Annotated in this window: 14 protein-coding genes; 7 read left to right on the top strand and 7 right to left on the bottom strand. The window is 32.8% G+C overall.

Annotation, left to right across the window (positions count from 1 at the left end; all coding sequences use genetic code 11):
- Positions 1-166: 166 nt before the first annotated feature.
- The 3 genes from ACM55F_RS01675 to ACM55F_RS01665 all read right to left on the bottom strand — a co-directional run bounded on the left by ACM55F_RS01675 (position 167) and on the right by ACM55F_RS01665 (position 7,220).
- The gene (locus tag ACM55F_RS01675) at positions 167-1,681 is read right to left on the bottom strand and encodes a RagB/SusD family nutrient uptake outer membrane protein (protein WP_416851955.1); all 1,515 of its coding nucleotides are present in this window, start codon (positions 1,679-1,681) and stop codon (positions 167-169) included.
- Between the two features lie 10 nt (positions 1,682-1,691).
- On the bottom strand, positions 1,692-4,664 hold the full coding sequence (locus tag ACM55F_RS01670) for a SusC/RagA family TonB-linked outer membrane protein (protein WP_416851953.1): 2,973 nt from the start codon (positions 4,662-4,664) through the stop codon (positions 1,692-1,694).
- A 546-nt stretch (positions 4,665-5,210) separates the two neighbouring features.
- Positions 5,211-7,220 carry a glycosyl hydrolase family 95 catalytic domain-containing protein gene (locus tag ACM55F_RS01665; RefSeq protein WP_416851952.1) on the bottom strand — a complete coding sequence of 670 codons (2,010 nt, stop codon included), beginning with the start codon at positions 7,218-7,220 and terminating at the stop codon, positions 5,211-5,213.
- A gap of 198 nt (positions 7,221-7,418) precedes the next feature.
- Between ACM55F_RS01665 and ACM55F_RS01660 the strand changes: the two genes are divergently transcribed.
- The 7 genes from ACM55F_RS01660 to ACM55F_RS01630 all read left to right on the top strand — a co-directional run bounded on the left by ACM55F_RS01660 (position 7,419) and on the right by ACM55F_RS01630 (position 16,804).
- The gene (locus ACM55F_RS01660) at positions 7,419-9,008 is read left to right on the top strand and encodes a glycoside hydrolase family 32 protein (RefSeq protein WP_416851951.1); all 1,590 of its coding nucleotides are present in this window, start codon (positions 7,419-7,421) and stop codon (positions 9,006-9,008) included.
- An 85-nt stretch (positions 9,009-9,093) separates the two neighbouring features.
- Positions 9,094-10,425 (top strand): sugar porter family MFS transporter, encoded by a 1,332-nt coding sequence (locus ACM55F_RS01655; protein ID WP_416851950.1) that lies wholly within the window; start codon positions 9,094-9,096, stop codon positions 10,423-10,425.
- The gene (locus ACM55F_RS01650; RefSeq protein WP_416851949.1) at positions 10,418-11,332 is read left to right on the top strand and encodes a carbohydrate kinase family protein; all 915 of its coding nucleotides are present in this window, start codon (positions 10,418-10,420) and stop codon (positions 11,330-11,332) included. Before ACM55F_RS01655 ends, ACM55F_RS01650 begins: the two co-directional genes overlap by 8 nt.
- Positions 11,333-11,358: 26 nt before the next feature.
- Entirely contained in the window at positions 11,359-13,107 is a 1,749-nt protein-coding gene (locus ACM55F_RS01645; protein ID WP_416851948.1) for a glycoside hydrolase family 13 protein, read from the top strand.
- A 140-nt stretch (positions 13,108-13,247) separates the two neighbouring features.
- On the top strand, positions 13,248-14,267 hold the full coding sequence (locus tag ACM55F_RS01640) for a LacI family DNA-binding transcriptional regulator (RefSeq protein ID WP_416851947.1): 1,020 nt from the start codon (positions 13,248-13,250) through the stop codon (positions 14,265-14,267).
- A gap of 240 nt (positions 14,268-14,507) precedes the next feature.
- Complete coding sequence (locus ACM55F_RS01635) at positions 14,508-15,527, top strand: LacI family DNA-binding transcriptional regulator (protein WP_416851946.1); 1,020 nt, start codon at positions 14,508-14,510, stop codon at positions 15,525-15,527.
- A 233-nt stretch (positions 15,528-15,760) separates the two neighbouring features.
- Positions 15,761-16,804: a LacI family DNA-binding transcriptional regulator gene (locus ACM55F_RS01630; protein ID WP_416851945.1), complete on the top strand. Its 1,044-nt coding sequence runs from the start codon at positions 15,761-15,763 to the stop codon at positions 16,802-16,804.
- A gap of 25 nt (positions 16,805-16,829) precedes the next feature.
- Here ACM55F_RS01630 and queG read toward each other — a convergent pair whose 3' ends face one another.
- From queG to ACM55F_RS01610, 4 genes are all read right to left on the bottom strand, one after another.
- The gene (gene queG, locus ACM55F_RS01625; protein ID WP_416852043.1) at positions 16,830-17,753 is read right to left on the bottom strand and encodes a tRNA epoxyqueuosine(34) reductase QueG; all 924 of its coding nucleotides are present in this window, start codon (positions 17,751-17,753) and stop codon (positions 16,830-16,832) included.
- 183 nt (positions 17,754-17,936) lie between these two features.
- On the bottom strand, positions 17,937-18,959 hold the full coding sequence (gene ruvB / locus ACM55F_RS01620; RefSeq protein WP_314898418.1) for a Holliday junction branch migration DNA helicase RuvB: 1,023 nt from the start codon (positions 18,957-18,959) through the stop codon (positions 17,937-17,939).
- A 139-nt stretch (positions 18,960-19,098) separates the two neighbouring features.
- The gene (locus ACM55F_RS01615) at positions 19,099-20,895 is read right to left on the bottom strand and encodes a cytochrome c oxidase subunit I (RefSeq protein WP_416851944.1); all 1,797 of its coding nucleotides are present in this window, start codon (positions 20,893-20,895) and stop codon (positions 19,099-19,101) included.
- 28 nt (positions 20,896-20,923) lie between these two features.
- On the bottom strand, positions 20,924-22,078 hold the full coding sequence (locus tag ACM55F_RS01610; RefSeq protein WP_416851943.1) for a cytochrome c oxidase subunit II: 1,155 nt from the start codon (positions 22,076-22,078) through the stop codon (positions 20,924-20,926).
- Positions 22,079-22,084 lie beyond the last annotated feature (6 nt).

Here is a 22,084-nt window from a genome sequence, read left to right as displayed (position 1 = left end):
AAAAAGGTTTAATTTTTCTTATAATCTAATGATTATTAGCAATTTTAGTTACTAAAAAATTACTCCAATAAAGTTTAAAAAGCTAGTTTAGTATAAAAAATAAAAGAGGGTATTAAAAATACCCTCTTTATAACTAACTCAAAACATAATTAATTGTAAACAACTCTTAGTAACCAGGGTTTTGTTTTAAATTTGCATTAAACAAAGCATCTGCCGGTATAGGAAACAAAGCATATCTATTATCAGATACATAAGGTTTCAATTCTCTTGAAGCAAGAAATTTACCAAAACGAATCATATCATTTCTTCTCCATCCTTCATGCCATAATTCTTTACCTCTTTCAAGATATACTCCATCCAAAGTTGCTGGAGAAGCAGCTTGACCCGATCTAGCAGCAATATCAGTCATAATAGTTCCAACACTTCCTGCTCCACCTCTTAATACAGCTTCAGCTTTCATTAATAAAGCATCAGAATAACGCATCAATTCGTAGTCATTTTCTGGAGTACCTAAATTTTCAGCATCTGGGATATATTTTTGAGTTCTAATACCTGCAGTTTCTAAAGTAGCACCTCCGGTAATCAAAGTTAATGCAGCAGTATATACTAATGGGTTACCATTTCTATCTTGTAATGGAGTTACACCACCTGGTTTGTACATTTGACCAACTTGAAATCCAACATTGTTACCAAAAGATGCAATAATCGCTGGATCTGCATTTTTAATACGTCTGTCATTAGGATCAAATTTGTTATAGTATTCAGCTACAGTAGCAAAACCATTCCATCCATCAGGTGTTTGGTTATAATGCATACCCGCTCTCCATCTTGATTGGATTCCTCCACCGGCACCACCTCTTAAATTTTTAGAAGAGAATAATATCTCTGGAGATGTATTGTTGTTTGGTTTAAAGTTATCCCAATAATCCGCTGCCAAAGAGCTGCTTATTGCATCTACATGAGATACTACTTTTGTCATATCAGCTGCATCAAAAACATAAGGTCCTGCAGCATCAGCAGCATTGAAAACCCCTTTGTTCAAGTACAATTTAGCTAATAAAAAGTGAGCCGCATCTTTGTTTGCAATACTGGCATCCCCAGCAACACGAGCAGGTAAACTTCCAACTATCGCTTCTAATTCGCTTATTACAAAAGCAGTTGCTTCTTGTCTAGTCCAAACTTTAGGATCAGCTTCTAATGAAGAACCCGCTTCTCTATAAGGTGCTTGACCGTACAAATCAACTACATTATAATAATAAAATGCTCTTAAAAAACGAGCTTGAACTACCTCAGTAGCTGTACCGTTTTCAACAACCAAATTACAATTGTAAACGTTTGATAATAAAGAATTCCATGCTCCTCTAATCTCATTATTATCAGGTGCCCATGTGTGTGTATGCAATTGTCTCCATTTTGCATTATCATCCCAGTCACCACCACGAGTAGGCCCAACTAAAGCATCACTTGACATTTCGTCTAAGGCGAACATTCCGCCTATATCTTGAAAACCTCTTAATCCATTGTATGCACTAGTCAATAAAGATGCTGTATTAACAGTACCTCCTGCAGTATTATCAATAACTACACCATCTAATACTTCTTCATCTAGATTAGTACAACTTACCCCTAGTACAATTGTACTGGCAAATAAGATGCTTTTTATAATATTATTTCTTTTCATTGTTTTTTAATTAAAATGTTACGTTAAGTCCAACAGCTACACTTTTCTCTCTTGGATAAGATAAATACTCCATACCAGCAGAAGGTACACCATTCAAAGATTTATCAGTATCTACCTCAGGATCAGAACCTGAATAATCTGTAATTATAAATAGATTTGATGCATTCACATAGAAACGAGCTGTTTTAATTTTAAACTTCTCTAAAACATCTCCTTTAACTGTATAACCAAATGTTAAATTACCCATTCTTAAGAAATCCCCTTTTTCTAAATATTTAGTAGATGGTGAGTTTGGATCTCCTTGAGCTTGTGGTGAAGCAGCTGCTTCTTGAGTAACGTTTCTACCTCCAAGGAAAGCCCCTTTAAAGAAATAAGCATTAGTTGTATTATTATAGATGTAATGACCAAATGCGCCATAGAAAGAAGCACTAGCATCAAATCCTTTAAAAGCAAGACTAGTAGAGAAACCAACATTTATTTTTGGTAAAGGTTGTTTGTCCAATAATTTTTTAGCCGCAGTACCTAAACCTGTATCATTACCAGCTGCATCAGCATAGATAGAATTTCCACTAGCATCATACCCTCTCCACTCGTACATATAATAAGTATATGCTGGTTTATTGTTTGTAATTACCTGAGCATAAGCATCTGATAATCCTTGACCGTTCAATCCTCCTGTAGAGATGAAACCAGCAAAGTTTTTAACTTCATTGCTTAAGAAAGATGCATTTCCTGAAACATCCCAAGTCAAATCTTCTGTATCAATTACTTTATAATTTAAAGAGACTTCAACACCTTTATTAATTAAATTTCCAGGTAAGTTTTTGAAACGTGGAGATGGTGGTCCTGGTTGCGTAGCAGCTGCAGGTACTGGGAAAATTAAATCCTTAGTATCTCTTTGGAAATAATCCAATGAACCTGTCAATTTATTGTTAAACAATTCAAAATCAGTTCCCACACCATACGATTTAGTAGTTTCCCATCTCAAATCAGCATTAGAATTAGTATCTACAGCCAAAGTACCGTTAATTCCATAAGAACCTCTTGAAATTGCGGAGTTTGGAGCAAATTCTTGATTTCCTGTAATACCGTAATTCCCTCTAATTTTGAAGCTATTCAACAAACCTTCTTTATCTTCTATAACTTTATAAGCTATACCAACAGATGGAAAATAATCGTATTTATTATTTACTCCTAATTTAGTAGATCCATCAGATCTTAAAGTTCCTGTAAGAATTAATTTTTTGTATAATGTAGCATTTACTCTCCCAAAATAAGATTGTAATTCTACTCTATTTCTATAAGAAGAAACTCTAAATTCATTTTGAAGACCACCTTCGATATTATCAATCAAGTTAGTTTGAGCCAAATCAAATCCTTTAGCACTTGAAAAACTTCCATCAGCTGTATAATCATAATAAGAATATCCTACTAATGCATCTAAATTAAAGTTATCACCAAAATCATTATTATAATTCAATGTATGCTCAAAAGTTTTATTAAACTTGTTTTGACTATTGATTGAAGCCTGACCATGTTTAACTTCAGTAGAACCAGGAACAGCTGCCTGAGCAACATTCAAGATATCAATAGTTGGCAATAATTGACTTTTTCTAATAGAATTAGAACTTTCTATACCAAATAAGAATTGGTATTTCAATTTACTGTTGATCTTCCAAGTAGTATTAATACTTCCCAAAACTTTATTAGTATTAGTATAATCTTTGTAAGCATCTAACAACTGTACAGGATTCAAATACGTATTACTTACTACATTATAAGAACCATTTGCATTATAAATTGGCAATGTTGGATTCCAATACAATGCTGTACCAATTAAATTACCAATAAAACCTGCATTATTAGATAACAATGTAGTTTCATCTTTTATAGAAGCGTAAATCAATCTTGATTCAACTTTTAAAGCTCCACCAAAGAAATCATTTGAATTGTAAACCGAAGCACTGTATTTATCTAAACCTGAATTTTTAACAATACCGTTTGTATTAGCTGCTCCAAAAGATACTCTAGTATTTGAGTTTTCGGTTGTTTTGCTAAAAGACAAATCATGATTCATAGAAAATCCATTACGTAAAACTGCATCTTTCCAGTCATAAGTTCTTGATCCTTTATCAACTCCACCAGCAGCAACAAATTCATCTGCACCCATTACACCAAATTTACCTGACATCTTACTGAATTGTACTGATGTACTGTAAGCTAATTGAGGTTCTTTTGATTTTCCTTTTTTAGTAGTAATTACAATTACACCATTAGCACCACGAGAACCGTAGATAGCAGTAGAAGAAGCATCTTTCAATACACTTATACTTTCAATATCATTTTGATTCACAAAGTTCAATGGGTTTCTTGCTGAAGACGCTCCTAATAAATCATCACCACCACCAGAAACACTTCCACCATCTAATGGCACACCATCAATAACAATTAACGGTCCGTTTCCAGAACGAATAGATGAGTTACCACGAACTCTAATAGCAACACCAGCTCCTGGCTCTCCACTAGATTGTGTAACTTGAACACCTGCAACTTTACCTCTCAATAATTGAGCAGGCGAAGGAGAAGATACATTGTCAAAATCTTTTGCTCCAATTTGATCAACTGCACCCGTTGCATCTTTCTTTCTAACTGAACCGTAGCCTATAACTACTACTTCTTTTAATTCAGCTGAGTCTTCTTTTAACACTACATTAACTGTGCTCTTTCCTGCTACATTTACCTCTTGAGTTTTAAGACCAATGTAACTAAAAACTAAAACTGCGTTTGAGCCAACATTCTTGATAGTAAATTTTCCATCGAAATCAGTTTGTGCTCCATTTGTTGTTCCTTTTACTAAAATAGAAGCCCCTGGAAGCGGACCGCTAGAATCAGATATTGTACCGGACACATCTTGCGAGTAGGTCAAACTAGTACATAGCATCGTTAGAAACACCATCAAGCCTTTAATTAGACTATTTTTCATACGTAATAAATAAGTTGGTTAATAATTTGTTTTAATGGTTTGTTTTAAAATATTTCGTAAACATAATACTAATTTTATGATAATTTTAAGAAAATTACTAACTACAACGTTTTCGTTGAGTCGAAAACGTTTTCGATTTTAAAATTAATACTTTAAAATATTAATACTAAAATTATATAAAATATAAAAAAAGATATGAAAAAAAACATATTATTATAATTTACCTTAATTTATGAAACGAAAGACTTAAATATTCCCCAATAAAAAAGTCTTTTAAAAGAAACCATTAAAGATTCTTTGATTTATTTGCCTTTTATATGCATATTCAATAAATAGTCTTTCTATTGAAATAGATGAATCAACTTATCTTTTATGGAATACTTTATTAAGATCCAAACACTTTTGGATTGCTCTATATTTTTACAATAATTTTTATCCCACTGCTTTTTTGGATAATTACTATAAAAAAAGCCACGAATACAACTCTTTTAATAATCTCAAACGGATTAAAAAGTGTATTCGCGGCAAAAAGTATTAGTTTTTATATTATTGTTCTATAGTGATAGTTTTATTATCTAATCCTAAACCAATTATCTTTAGGGACTTCCATTTTTTTGGCAGCAGCCCTTTATTGTATTTCAATCCAAGATCAGTTTGTTCTACACCTCCAAAACCATAAATAACAGCTTGAAGCATCGCACCGGCACCTGTAGCAAAATAAGGATTATTACTATTGGCTGATTCCGAAAATACACCAAAAGGAGGACGGCTGTTAGGCAAATAGGATTTTACAAAATAATTATATGCCTTTTCTTTATCCCCCAAACGCGCGTATAAAACAGATAAAACTCCGGAAGACATGGCCGGACCATCTTTCTTGTCAATTTTCTCTGCATAATATTCCAGATCTCTTTTGATTTGATCTTTATCTGTAATAACGTGTAAAGGATACGCAAGTAAATTAACATCCGCTTGTTTTATTATTTGCCCTCGATATCCTTTATAATTTTGGGTAATACCATTTTCAACATGAATAGCTAATTTATCTGATACTGCTATCCATCTTGGATCAATTGGTTCATTCAAAATTGTAGCTGCCTTAATCGTATTTTTTAGCGACTCAATGGCTGAAGCATTCGTAAAGGCATTATCATCTATGTGTTGCGCATATTCATCAGCGCCCACTACATTTAAAATAGAAAAACTTCCATCCTGATTTTTAACCACACGGCTGACCCAAAAATCAGCGGTCTCTTTCAGCACAGCCCATTCTTTTTTCAACCAAGACTTATCTTGCGTGTAGGAGTAATAATTCCAAAAAGCTATCGAAACATCAGCGGTAATGTGTTGTTCAAAAATCCCTGTCAATGCCCAGGTTGGCGTGGCCTCTTCACCAGTATCATCTGACTCCCAAGGATACATCGCTCCTTTATAACCATAAATAAACGCTTTTTGTTTGGCTTTTTGCAAACGATCTGAACGGTAATCTAAACATGATTTAGCCATGTCAGGCTGTAATGCTAAAAGTGTTGGATACATCCATAGTTCCGTGTCCCAAAAAATATGTCCATTATACCCTTGTGATGATAATCCCATAGGAGCAATACTTTGTCTGGTTCCGGGACGGATGTAAGAATATAAATTATACAAAGCAAAACGAACGCGTTGCTGTGCATCTAAATCCCCTTCAATTTGAATATCTCCTGTACTCCATAATTCAGCCCAAGCTTGCTTGTGACGATTGAGTAATTTATCAATTCCTTCCTGCAAAGCATAAATAGGCTGTCGCTCGGATTCATTCAAAGGATCCGTAACATCTTTTGAAGTACAAATCCCTCCCGCTACTGCAAATCGGTATTTTTTTCCTTTAAGTAATTTTTTAGCAAACCCAACTTCGTTACCATTTTGTTTTAGGGATTCGCTTTGTCCGTCAAAAAGAAAAGTCGTCGAAGCCGCAACCGTATATTTGCCAGTTAATGTTTTAGCAGTTGTTCCAAAAACAGGCATCATATACTGATTGTCTTTTAAAACTCGAAACTGACTTTTAGCATCTTTCAATTCATCTGGAACTATCATATAATTATTCGCAATAATTTCGATGTCTTTATTAGGCATAATTTCAACAATAGCCATTGCAGAAAAAGGAATTGCTCGATTGGCCAAAATCGTATAATTAATACTTGCAAAATCTTTGAAATTAAATGAAGTTGTACTTGTCCCCTCTTTCATAGAAACCACTTGACTCCAGTTGTCTATATTATCAGATTTGATTTCTTGGTTATTTATAGTTAAATGAAGATTCAAAAATTCTATTCCTCTTACAATTCTACTAATTCCATTTTCAGGACTGCCATCATAAACACCATTAAGAATTATCTCTTTTGTTTTTAAAGGGGTATCGTCTGTAACAATTCCTATTTGACCATTTGCCATCGCAACTCCATAATAATTTTCTCTGGAGTTTGCATATAAATGCCACTCATCTGATTTTGTTTGACCAAAAACAATTGGACTCACGAAAAACAGGAATATCAGGCTTTTAAAATTTGAAATCATAATTGTAATTTTTTAAAAATATTTTCAAACTTATATAATTAATTTGTTAAAAAAATAAATAATCTCATATAGTACGTTGATTACAAATCGAAAACGTTTTCGACTTATCGAAAACGTTTTTGATTATCACATATTAAATAATTAAAAAAAAATAATTCTATTTTTATAGAGATAATATAAAAATAAATCATTTTTTAAATGAAATTCATAAGTAAAATCCTATTTATCTTTCTTTCCCTCGCAATCGTATTATCCTTTTTTTCTTGTAAAAAAGAAGAAAGTAATGATGTCATTACAATTCATTCTTCTGAAAAAATAGCAATTGATTCTTCAAAAATATACAAAGAGCCCTTTCGTCCACAATTTCATTTTTCTCCAGAAAAAAACTGGATGAATGATCCTAACGGCATGGTATATTATAAAGGAGTCTATCATTTGTTTTACCAATATTATCCGGAAGACATTGTTTGGGGACCGATGCATTGGGGGCATGCAACCAGTACTGATTTAATTCATTGGCAACAAAAAAAAATTGCCTTATTCCCTGATAAACTTGGAATGATATTTTCCGGAAGTGCTGTAGTGGACTTAAAAAACACTTCTGGTTTAGGAACTTTAGCAAACCCGCCAATGATTGCTATTTTCACCTATCATGATATGGAAGGCGAAAAATCAGGAAAAACAAATTTTCAAACACAAGGATTAGCCTACAGTTTAGACGAAGGAAATACTTGGTTGAAATATGAAGGAAATCCAATCATAGGAAATGTTGATATAAAAGATTTTAGAGACCCCAAAGTTTTTTGGAACTCAGTAACAAATCTTTGGAATTTGGTTTTAGTAGCTGGTGATCATGCTCAATTTTACACTTCAAAAAACCTAATAAATTGGACATTCGAGAGCGAATTTGGCAAAGGCATCGGAGCACATGGCGGCGTTTGGGAATGTCCCGATATTTTCAAGTTAAAAGTAGCCAATTCCAATGAAGAAAAATGGGTTTTGCTTATCAGTATCAATCCTGGCGCACCCAATGGCGGATCAGGTACACAATATTTCATTGGTGATTTTGATGGAAAAAGTTTTAAAACCAAGCAAAAAGAGGTTAAATGGGTTGATTATGGAGCAGATAATTATGCAGGAGTAACTTATAATGATGCACCAAAAAACAAACGCATATTTATAGGATGGATGAGTAATTGGCATTATGCTCGAAATACACCCACAAAAAACTGGAGAAGTGCCATGACGGTACCCAGAGAACTTTCCCTTGAAAAGCTAAGAGGCGATTATGTCCTAAAAAACGCTGCAGTTGAACAACTTAAAAAACAAGTGATTTCTGAATTCTCAAAAGATGTATTGGTCATCCCAGCAAATCAGACTATCACTTTAATTTACGATAATCTTAATCAATCGGAGGTAAAATTTAAGGCGCAGTCAAAAAATCTAAAATTGATATTTTCTAATACAGTAAAAGACTCCTTAGTAATTGATTACAATGTCACAAAAAACATTTTTTCCATCGACAGACGCCATTCTGGATTTGTAAATTTCGAAGAAAATTTCGGAAAAGAGATTCACAAAACTTCAATTCCCAATATTATTTCGAAAACTGTAGAATATCGTATCCTTTTAGACTGGTCCTCGATTGAAATTTTCTTAAATGGCGGTATTTATAGCTTTACAGAACAAATTTTTCCAAAAAAACCTTATACCAATTTAAGCATTCAATCAAATGAAGAGCAGGAAATTAAAAACATTACAATAAACAAGATAAAAGGAATTTGGTAAATTAATATCCTTTCTTAGAAAATCAAAAAACAACCAAAACAACCAAAACAAACAACCAAAACAAATAACCAAAAAACTATAAAAAATGAATAACGTCCGAAATTGGTCTCTTACCGTAGCTGTAGCGGGATTCTTATTTGGTTTTGACACCGTGGTAATATCAGGCGCGAATTTGCCGATCAAAGAATTATGGCACACCACACCATTATTTCATGGAATTTTTATCATGTCTATGGCATTATGGGGAACAGTTTTTGGTGCTTTATTCGGTGGAATTCCATGTGATAGATTGGGCCGAAAAAAGACCCTTTTCTGGATCGGTATCTTATTTTTAGTATCGGCATTAGGTTCTGCATTAGCGCCAGATCCTTATACTTTTTCATTCTTCCGTTTTATAGGAGGAATAGGAGTTGGAGCTTCTTCAGTAGCGGCGCCAATTTATATTTCTGAGATTTCCAGTGCAAAAAACAGAGGAAAGCTAGTTGCTTTATTTCAATTCAATATCGTATTTGGAATCTTGATTGCTTTCTTCTCCAATTACTTGTTTGAAGGTTTTGGAGGCGTAAATGACTGGCGTTGGATGATAGGAATTGTAGCTGTTCCTGCGTTGATTTATAGCATTATAGTTTTACAAATTCCAGACAGCCCGCGTTGGTTAATCTTAAAAAAGAGAGATGATGCAGCCGGTTTGCAGGTATTGGAAATGATCTACGAAAAAGAGGAAGCTTTAGAAAGTTTTAATGAAATTAAAAAAGATGTTATTGATGCTTCAGTGAAAGAAACTATTTTTTCAAACAAATACAAACTGCCTGTTATATTAGCTTTTCTGCTTGCTTTTTTTAATCAATTATCAGGAATCAATTTCATCTTGTATTACGCTCCGGAAATACTGGAAATGGCGGGTTTAGCCTCCAAAGAATCTTTGTTGAATTCCATTTTAATTGGATTAACAAATTTAATCTTCACTATCGTTGGCATGCGATTAATAGATGTTCTGGGAAGAAAACAACTGATGATAATAGGTTCAATTGGATATATTGTGAGTTTAGGAATGGTCGCTTTCGCATTTCACAATAATTTAGGTGCTATTATTTTAATGATATCCATCTTACTATTTATTGCCTCACATGCTATAGGACAAGGAGCGGTAATTTGGGTTTTTATCTCAGAAATATTCCCGAATAATGTTCGTGCTAATGGGCAATCGTTTGGAACCGGGATTCACTGGATTTTTGCAGCCCTAATTACTTTGGCTGGACCAGTTGTTATTGATTTATTTAAAGAAAATCCTTGGCCTATATTTGCCTTTTTTGCCTTTATGATGGTTTTACAATTGGTCTTTGTACTATTTATGATGCCCGAAACTAAAGGATTATCACTAGAAGAATTAGAACATAAAATGCTTAACAATGAATAATATCAAAAAAAAACTCAATGTTGTTTGTTTTGGAGAAGTCTTGTTTGATGTTTTTCCAACACATAAAAAAATTGGCGGAGCACCATTGAATGTAGCACTACGCTTGGCTTCTCTAGGAGTGAATGCTCAAATAATAAGTCGCATCGGAAATGATGAAATAGGCAAAGAGCTATTAAATTTCATCAAAGAAAATGGTGTATCAACAAACACTATTCAAATCGACGAATCCCTTTCAACCGGAGAAGTATTAGTTCAATTAGACAAAAAAGGATCTGCGTCCTACACCATCAATTACCCTGTGGCTTGGGATAAAATCGAATGCAATCCAGAAGTTGAAAGTGTCGTGAAAAAAGCTGATGCATTTGTTTATGGAAGTCTTGTTTGCAGGGATTTAATTTCGTTCAATACTTTATTAGAGCTAATAAATTATGCGAAATACAAAATATTTGATGTCAATTTACGTGCGCCATTTTACACAAAAGAAGTTCTTATTAGATTAATGTTACAATCCGATTTTATAAAATTTAATGATGATGAATTGTATGAAATAAGTGCTTTTTTAAAATCCCCTTACCATTCACTGGAGCAAAATATTCTTTTTATAGCAGAGCATACCAATACAAAACACATCTGTGTAACCAAAGGTAGCCATGGAGCAGTTTTATACTACAACGAAAAAATGTATTACAATAGCGGCTATAAAATTGATGTTGTTGATACCGTAGGATCCGGAGATTCATTTTTGGCCGCATTACTTTGCAAATTATTAAACAATGACGATCCACAAAACGCAATTGATTTTGCCTGTGCGATGGGCGCTTTAGTAGCAAAAAATGAAGGCGCAAACCCAAAAATAACAGATAAAGCAATTCATACATTTATGAACCCTACAAAAAACAACACCTAACATCCAGATAATTAACACAAAAAACCATGAAATCTATTATCAAATTACACTTATTATGTGCTCTGATGTTATTTGCAGCAGGGAGCACATCCGCACAAAACATGTCTGTAAAAACAACTCAAAAGAATGATACAAAATGGTGGAAAGAAGCCGTTGTTTATCAAATATATCCTAGAAGTTTCAAAGACAGTGATGGTGATGGCGTTGGAGATTTAAAAGGAATCATTTCTAAACTGGATTATGTAAAAAGCTTAGGGATAGATGCTGTTTGGCTCAATCCCATTTATACTTCTCCAAATGATGATAATGGTTATGATATTAGCGATTATCGCGAAATCATGAAAGATTTTGGAACAATGGAGGATTTTGATCTTTTGTTAAAAGAGATGCACAAACGAAACATTAAACTCATTATGGATTTAGTGGTGAATCACAGTAGCGACGAACATGAATGGTTCAAACAATCCAGAAGTTCCAGAGATAATAAATATAGAGATTATTACCATTGGTGGCCAGCCGAAAAAGGTAAACCACCTTACAGATGGAGCTTTTTTGACGTGAATAGTGACGCTTGGAAATATGATGCTCAAACGGATTCCTATTATCTTCATTATTTTTCTCAGAAACAACCCGATTTAAATTGGGAAAACCCAAAAGTTAGATATGAAGTTTATGATATCATGAAATTTTGGTTAGACAAAGGCATTGATGGCTTTAGAATGGACGCTTTTCAATTTGCTTCAAAAGACACCACTTGGCCAGAACTACCAAAAGGATATGAAAAAAACATCATAAAGTACTATGGAGTTGGTCCGCATTTACATGACTATTTGCAAGAAATGAACAGAGAAGTTTTTAGCAAATATGATATTATGACCGTTGCGGAAGGTGCCGGGAGTTCTCCTGAAGATGCATTACTATTTGTTGATCCCGATCGAAAAGAATTAAACATGGCTTACCATTTCGAAAGTGTTGATATTGGCAAACATTTAAATGATTTTGGTCTTGTAAAATACAAAGAAATTTTTTCTCGTTATGACGAAGCCTTTAAAGACAAAGGTTGGCTTTCTATTTTTATCGCTAATCACGACCAACCTAGAATGGTCAGCAAATTTGGTAATGATACTCCTGAATTTCGAGAAATTTCATCAAAAATGCTTTCTACTTTTGTGATGACAATGCGAGGAACTCCTTATTATTATTATGGAGATGAATTAGGAATGGTCAACATTCGATTCGATTCCATAGAGGATTATACCGATGTAGATACGCGCAACAAATACATTGGTTTAAAAAATAAAGGTGGCGATTTACAGGCTTTTCTAGAAGGTCAAAAACAAACGTCCAGAGAAAACGGAAGGACTCCTTTTCAATGGGATAAAACTCAAAACGCAGGTTTTACTACTGGAAAACCATGGTTAAAAGTAAACCCTAACTACGAAAGCATTAATGTCGAAGTACAAGAAAAAGACCCAAATTCAGTCTTGAATTATTTTAGAAAATTAGTGCAACTACACAAAAAAGAGCCAACACTTATTTATGGGAAATACACGTTATTAGACAAAGAAAATCCAAATGTATATGCCTACACAAGAGAATTAGATGGTAAAAAATTATTGGTATTATTAAATTTTACTGATAAAAACAGCACTTATAACATTGGGATTTCCACTGCTAAATCTAAAATAATTTTAGACAATTATACTGGAATTAAAAAACTGGAAAACAATATTTTACGCCCTTACGAAGCCATCATAATAGAGTTCAAACAATAATTAAAAACAAAAAATTAGACTAAAATAGATAATTTCCAGTTAAACTGTTTCTTGAAAATTGAATTACAACAAATAAATTGTAAATTCGTTTTTCAAGAAACAGTTTTTTATTCGGCTTTTACTATTTAGAGTATTGAAACATGAATAACACCACTCTCAAACAAATTGCCTCTCAACTGGGAATTTCTATAACAACCGTTTCAAAGTCTTTGAAAGGGTACTCAGATGTTAGTGAAAAAACAAAAAAAACAGTTATCGATTTAGCGAAGCAACTAAATTACACTCCAAATAGTTTTGCTGTAAACTTAAGAACTAAAGAGTCCAAAACAATAGGTTTGATAATCCCTACTCTTGTTCATGATTTTTTTTCAAATGTAATTCAAGGAATTCTTGAAGAAGCTGAGAAGAGAGATTACTTGGTCATTATTTTACAATCAAATGAAAAATTAGAGTTTGAAAAAAAACAAATTGATCTTTTATTGAATAAAAGAGTTGATGGTATTTTAATCTCCTTATCCAATGAAACTGGTGAATTTGAACATTTAAAGACAATTCTTTCTCACAATACTCCACTCGTACTTTTTGATAAAATTGCAAAACTTGTTAACTGTTCTAAAGTAACTATAAATGATAGAAAAGCAGCTTATGATGCTGTTAGTTATCTTATAAAAAAAGGATATAAAAAAATTGCCCATTTTAGGGGTGCCTACTTACCACAGAATTCCATTGACCGATTTTTAGGGTATAAAAAAGCACTCGAAGATAATAACATCCCCTATGATTCATCGTTGGTTTATGTGTGTGACAACAACATGGATTTTGAAAATGGTTATGAAAACGCAAAAAAAATTGTAAATGAGCACCCGGAAATCGATGCGATTTTTGCAGTTACAGATTTAGTAGCTATTGGAATTATTAAATATTTGAACGAAGTAGAAATTGCAATCCCTCAACAGATTGCCGTCTTAGGTTTTAGCAATTGGTTCATGTCTAGCGTAATGAGTCCTAAACTTTCAACAATTGACCAACCTGGATTTGAAATTGGAAAAAAGTCTGCTTCTATTTTATTCGATGAAATTAATTTAAAAAAGAACAATTCACCTGTAATTTTTCAGTCAATTGAATTAGGAACAAGCATAATTGAAAGGCAGTCCACTTAAAAATCTAAGAATTTAACAAGGCAGTAAACTACAGTATTTAACAATTTAACTGATCTGCAATTAATTAATTTATTTTGATAAAAAAAACAGAAATACGATAAAAATTAACATCTTGTAAAAGAATATACTAAAGTATAGCCATTTTTAATAAATATAAATTAAGTCTAAGACTTATCAAATTTTAAAAAAACTGTTCCTGAAAAATATTTTCATAAAATTAAATACGTAGAAATCCAATTCATGAAAGATACCACTCTTAAGGAAATTGCAACAAAATTAGGAATTTCAATAACAACTGTTTCAAAAGCATTGAAAAACTATCCTGATGTTAGTGCAAAAACTAAACAAGCAGTAATTGATCTCGCTCAAAATCTACATTATACACCTAACAGTTTTGCAGTAAACTTAAGAACAAAAGAATCTAAAACAATAGGTTTGATAATCCCTACACTTGTTCATGACTTTTTTTCAAATGTTATTCAAGGAATTCTTGAAGAAGCTGAGAAGAGGGATTACCTGGTTATTATTTTACAATCAAATGAAAAATTCGAGTTTGAAAAAAAACAAATTGACCTTTTATTAAATAAAAGAGTTGATGGAATTTTAATGTCTTTGTCTAACGAAACTGATGAATTTGAACATTTAAAGACTATCCTTTCCCATAATACTCCACTCGTACTTTTTGATAAAATTGCAAAACTTGTTAACTGTTCTAAAGTAACTATTAACGATAGAAAAGCAGCTTATGATGCCGTTAGTTATCTTATAAAAAAAGGATATAAAAAAATTGCCCATTTTAGAGGTTCCTATCTACCCCAAAATTCTATTGATCGATTTTTAGGTTACAAAAAAGCATTGGAAGACAATAACATTGCCTATGATTCGTCTCTAGTTTTTGTATGTGAAAACAACCCGGATTTTGAAGATGGTTACGCAAATGCAAAAAAAGTAGTTAATGAACATCCAGAAATAGACGCTATTTTTGCAGTCACTGATTTAGTTGCGGTTGGAATTATTAAATACTGTAATGAAGTAGGTATTGCTATTCCAACACAAATTGCTGTTTTTGGCTTTAGCAATTGGTTTATGTCAAGTGTAATAAGTCCAAAACTTTCAACCATTGACCAACCCGGATTTGAAATTGGAAGAAAATCAGCATCAATTTTATTCGATGAAATTAATTTAAAAAAGAACAATTCACCTGTAATTTTTCAGTCAATTGAATTAGGAACAAGCATAATTGAAAGGGAATCTACTTAATAATTTTAACTTATTAAAGAAAAACATTTAATTAGTATTTATTTGATTTAACTAATTTCTACAAAACTGTTTATTTTAATAAAAAGCATAGAAATAAGATAAAAAATAATACCTTGGTAAAAAGAATTTAAACTTAAACCTTTTTTTATACTATAAGAGTTTAAAAAAAGAGACACAAGAGAACCGTTTCAAAAAAATATTGTTCTAAAATTAAATACAAAGAAATTTCATTCATGAAAGACATTACACTTAAAGAAATTGCAACGAAATTAGGAATTTCAATAACAACTGTCTCAAAAGCTTTGAAAGACTATCCAGATGTTAGTGCAAAAACGAAACAAGCAGTAATTGAACTTGCTCAAAATCTACATTATACTCCTAATAGTTTTGCAGTTAATTTAAGAACAAAAGAATCAAAAACTATTGGTTTAATTATCCCTGAGGTTGTACATCATTTTTTTTCGAACGTGGTAAATGCTATTATTGATGAAGCCGAAAAAAATGGTTATTTGGTTATTATTTTACAATCAAATGAATCAGTAGCTTTAGAGAAAAAACAGGTAGAACTTTTGATCAAAAAAAGAGTTGATGGAATTATTATTTCACTTTCTAATGAGTCAAATAATGACGATCATTTAAAAGAAATTGTCAACAGGAACATCCCTTTTGTCATGTTTGATAAAATTAACAAATTAATCAACTGTTCAAAAGTAATCATAGATGACCAAAAAGCAGCATTTAATGCTGTTCAACATTTAATTGACAATGGTTGTAAAAAGATTGTTCACATTCGAGGCCCTTTAAATCCTCAAAATTCAATTGACCGCTATATAGGATATAAAAAAGCTTTAGAAAAAAACAATATTCTTTTTGATACAAAATTAGTTTATACATGTGAAACAGTGACTTTTCAGGAAGGATTAGATTTTGCAAAACAGATAATAAAAGATCATCCTGATGTTGATGGAATATTTGCAGTTACAGATTTGGTTGCAGTAGGTGTACTATCGCATTTTAATGACAACAAAATTAAAGTTCCTCAGCAAGTTGCTGTAATTGGTTTCAGTAATTGGTTTATGTCACAAGTATTGACACCCAAATTGAGCACAATAGATCAGCCAACTCATGAAATGGGAATCGAGTCTTTTAATTTATTATTGGAAGAAATGAATTGCCATAAAGAAGGAATTCCTTTTACACCGAGAACTATTGAATTAGAAACCAATGTTATCATAAGAGAATCTTCTCAAAAATCTAATCAAGTTCATTTACCTTAAAATCAACCAATTAAAATACAAAAAATTATTTTAAAAAATCAAAATTTCGTTTAATTCCTTGAAATTTTGCTCTTTTAAGAGGCGAATTTTTAAACACAACTTTAAATGTTTCTTCAGTAATATCATTCCAATCTTTTTTGGACATGAAAAGCAATTCTGGATTTGGATTAAACAACGGTTCATTGTGTGCTTTTGAAAACTTATTCCATGGGCAAACATCCTGACATACATCACACCCAAAAGCCCAATCATCAAACTTACCTTTCATTTCTTGAGGAATATTCTCTTTTAGTTCTATTGTAAAATAAGAAATACATTTACTGCCGTCTACAATATACGGCCCTACAATCGCTTCGGTTGGACAAGCGTCGATACAAGCGGTACAAGTTCCGCAATGATCTGTTGTAGAATTATCATATTCTAAATCTAAGTCGATAATAAGCTCCGCAATAAAATAAAAAGAACCTACTTTTTGAGTCAACAAATTACTGTTTTTACCAATCCAGCCTAAACCACTTTTTGCAGCCCAAGCTTTATCAAGTACAGGAGCCGAATCAACAAATGCTCGTCCTGAAACTTCACCAATACTTGATTGAATAGAAAATAAAAACTCTTTAAGCTTTTCTTTAATTACAAAATGATAATCCTGCCCGTAAGCATATTTTGAAATTTTATAAGAATCCTGATTTTGTAGTTCTTCAGGATAATAATTTAGCAAAAGCGAAACAACACTTTTAGCATCATCGACCAGTAAAGTTGGATTTAAACGTTTGTCGAAATGATTTTCCATGTACGACATTTCACCATTTCTATTTTTATTAAGCCAATTTTCTAACCGTGGCGCTTCATTCTCTAAAAATTCAGCTTTAGAAATACCACAAGACAAAAATCCGAGGCGTTTAGCTTCTGATTTAATGAACTGAGTGTATTTAGATTTTTGAATTATGATACAAAAGTTAAATTAATGGTTTATTCAAACTAGCCCTGATTACTTCACTTAGCTTCTATTTTTATAGGAGTTCAGTGAACTTCGTTTGAAGCGGCATCCTATCTCGTTTTTTTTTTGCGAGATAGATATAGCGAATAGCAGGACACAAGCGTAGCGAACTGACGAAGTAAATAGCTCCTAAAATTAAAACAATCCACCTTGAATATTTGTATTTAATTTTCCTAAATGTTTATAAGCTTTGTCCGTAACTTCTCTTCCTCTAGGCGTTCTCATGATAAACCCCTCTTGAATAAGAAATGGCTCATATACTTCTTCAATTGTTTCGCTACTTTCGGATACGGCTGTCGCCAAAGTTGATAGACCTACTGGTCCCCCTTTGAACTTTTCAATAATTGTAGTTAGTATTTTATTGTCCATTTCATCTAATCCATGAGCATCTACATTAAGTGCTTTTAGTGCATAACGGGCAATTTCTATGTCAATTTTACCATTTCCTTTTATTTGCGCAAAATCACGAACACGACGCAATAATGCATTGGCAATACGTGGTGTACCTCTGCTTCTACCGGCAATTTCAATCGCTGCCTCCATAGTAATAGGCATTTTGAATATGGCAGCACTTCTTTCAACGATTGTGGTTAATAGCTCCGTAGTATAATATTGTAGTCGTGATGATATTCCAAAGCGGGCTCTCATAGGAGCAGTTAACAGTCCAGAACGCGTCGTAGCGCCAATTAATGTAAAAGGGTTTAAGTTGATTTGAACCGTGCGAGCATTTGGGCCAGATTCAATCATTATATCAATTTTGAAGTCTTCCATTGCCGAATACAAATATTCTTCAACTATGGGACTTAAACGATGAATTTCATCAATAAACAACACGTCCCGTTCTTCAAGATTAGTTAATAAACCTGCTAAATCACCAGGCTTGTCTAAAACGGGTCCTGAAGTAATTTTTATGCCTACTTGTAGCTCATTAGCAAGAATATTGGCCAAAGTGGTTTTCCCCAAACCTGGAGGGCCATGAAAAAGGGTGTGATCAAGTGCTTCGTTTCTTTGATTTGCAGCCTGTACAAAAACCTTTAAATTTTCCAGTATTTGGTCTTGACCGGCGAAATCATCAAATGAAAGTGGCCTTAATCTTTTTTCAAGATCAAGTTCTTCTGCATTATAACCGTTTGTTGTTGGATCTAGATTTTCATTCATTTAACAAAGATAAAGAAAGTATTTAGTTTGGCAGAATTCCGTCTGAAGACTTTATTAAAATTGTCCATTAAAATAATTATCCTATCAGTTCAAAATAAAAAAGCCTCTACTTTCGCAGAGGCTGATTAATATATTAAGATTAGTGGTGTAAAACTTCTTCACCTTCCTTCATTGGGACATTTTGAGGTACAAAATCAACATCGTGTGCTGGATTACTGTAATCATAAGGCCAACGATGAACTTCAGGGATTTCTCCTGGCCAGTTACCGTGCATGTGCTCTACAGGCGCAGTCCATTCAAGTGTATTAGATTTCCAAGGATTTTGAACCGCTCTTTTACCGTAGAAAATACTACTGAAAAAGTTGTATAAAAACACCAATTGAAAAGCTCCACCAATCAACGCGAATGTAGTTATAAGAACATTTACATTTTGCAAATCATCAAATAATGGAAAGTTTGTGTTCGTATAATAACGTCTTGGCAAACCAGCTAATCCTATAAAGTGCATTGGAAAAAACACACCATAAGCACAAACTGCAGTTACCCAAAAGTGAACATAACCTAGATTTTTATTAAGCATTCTTCCATACATTTTTGGAAACCAGTGATAAATACCGGCAAACATACCATAAAGAGCAGAAATACCCATTACTAAGTGAAAGTGAGCCACAACAAAATACGTGTCGTGAACATTGATATCCAAAGTACTATCTCCAAGAATAATACCTGTTAAACCACCTGTTATAAAAGTAGAAACTAAACCAATTGAAAACAACATCGCTGGGTTCAATTGTAAATTTCCTTTCCAAAGTGTTGTAATATAATTAAAGGCTTTTACAGCAGAAGGAATCGCAATTAATAAAGTTGTAAATGTAAATACAGACCCTAAGAATGGATTCATCCCTGATATAAACATGTGATGTCCCCAAACAATTGTTGATAAGAATGCGATTGCCAAAATTGACATAATCATCGCTCTGTAACCAAAAATAGGTTTACGAGAATTAGTAGCAATAACTTCAGATGTAATACCTAAAGCAGGCAACAATACAATATAAACTTCAGGATGTCCTAAAAACCAAAATAAGTGTTCAAACAAAACTGGAGAACCACCTTGATAATGCAATACTTCACCAGCAATATAAATGTCAGATAAGAAGAATGATGTTCCAAAACTTCTGTCAAAAATCAGTAATAACGCAGCTGATAACAAAACTGGAAAAGAAACAATACCAATAATTGCAGTCACGAAGAAAGCCCAAATAGTAAGAGGCAATCTTGTCATAGACATTCCTTTAGTTCTAAGATTGATTACTGTAACTACATAGTTTAAAGATCCCATTAATGAAGATGCAATAAATATAGCCATAGAAACTAACCATAATGTCATACCCATCCCTGAACCAGGAATTGCTTGTGGAAGTGCACTCAAAGGCGGATAAATAGTCCAACCGGCTGATGCTGGTCCAGCTTCTACGAATAATGAACAAACCATGATTACACTTGACAAAAAGAATAACCAATAAGAAATCATATTCATAAAACCAGATGCCATATCTCTTGCACCAATCTGAAGAGGAATCAATAAATTACTAAAAGTTCCGCTCAATCCAGCGGTAAGAACGAAGAATACCATTATCGTTCCATGAATTGTAACTAATGCCAAATAAATATCGTTAGCCATAACCCCATTTGGAGCAAATTTATCACCAAGTAATATATTAAATATTTTGAATGATTCTTCTGGCCATGCCAATTGCATTCTAAAAAGCATAGACATACCAACACCAATAACTCCCATAATAATACCTGTTAAAAGGTATTGTTTAGCAATCATTTTGTGATCAATACTAAAAATATATTTAGTAATGAAAGTGTCTTTATGGTGGTGTTCGTGTTCGTGATCTTGTCCGTGATCGTGACCTTCTGCTGACATATATGTATACTTTAAATTTTCTTAATAATTATTTCATAGCTATTTTAGCAACAGCTGCGGTGTCTTTGGTATTTGTAGAATCTTTACCTGTTCCTCCTTCAACGGGAGCTGGTGTATTGGCAGTTTTTACTTCTTGTACTAAAGTTGCTTTATCACTTAACCATTTCTTATAATCCTCTGGAGTATCTACAATAATTTTCATTTGCATATTATAATGAGATGCACCACAAATTTTATTACATAACAACAAATAGTCAAAAGTATAAGGATCAAGTGCAGTTTCTCCTTTGGCTAGCAATTCAGCACTTTTTTTAGCTCTTAGAATGTTTATTTTAGCTACTTTTTCTACCATGAAAGGTAATTCTCTATATTCATCTGTAGTGTAAATTGGCGTAAAAGCAAATTCAGTAACCATTCCAGGAACACAGTTCATCTGAGCTCTAAAATGAGGCATATATGCAGAATGCAAAACATCTTGAGAACGCATTTTAAAATGCACTTTTTTCCCTTTAGGTATATGCAACTCCGTTACAACAATATCATCTTGTGAATAAGGATCAGACAAATCAACTCCAACCGAGTTAGCACCTTCAATAAACCTAACATTAGCTTTACCTAATACATTATCATTTCCTGAATATCTAGCTTTCCAGTTAAATTGTTGCGCATACAATTCTATAACAACAGTGTCTTCTTCTTCATCAACAAACATAATGTTTGTCCAAGCATACAAACCATAAAGGATTAAACCTGCAAGAACAACAGCTGGAATAACACTCCAGATTGCTTCCAATTTATTATTGTCTGCAAAATACAATGCTTTTTGATCTTTTTTACCTCTATATTTAAAAGCAAAATAATGCAAAAGAACTTGAGTGATTGCTTGAACAATAAAAATTAAAACCCAAGTAATATTCATAAGATTATCCACAAGCGCACCATGCTCAGAAGCAGGCGTATGAAGAACTAGCGGACTCCATTTAAACAATCCATAGATTGTAAAAATATAAATGAATGCCAAGAAACCAAACATTAAATAACCTTGTACATTATTATCATTATCAGTAGCTACTTGAGAACTGTCCGAATTTGAACCTACTTGCGTGAGGTCGAATATTTTCGTCAATTGCCACAAAGCAACAGCTAATAAAACTAAAACTATAATTACCAACAAACTTGTCATCTGTTT

This window comes from Flavobacterium melibiosi, from assembly GCF_048158545.1.
GTDB classification, from domain to species: domain Bacteria; phylum Bacteroidota; class Bacteroidia; order Flavobacteriales; family Flavobacteriaceae; genus Flavobacterium; species Flavobacterium melibiosi.
The sequence above is the reverse complement of the archived record's forward strand: the minus strand, read 5'-3'. Positions and strand labels throughout refer to the sequence as shown.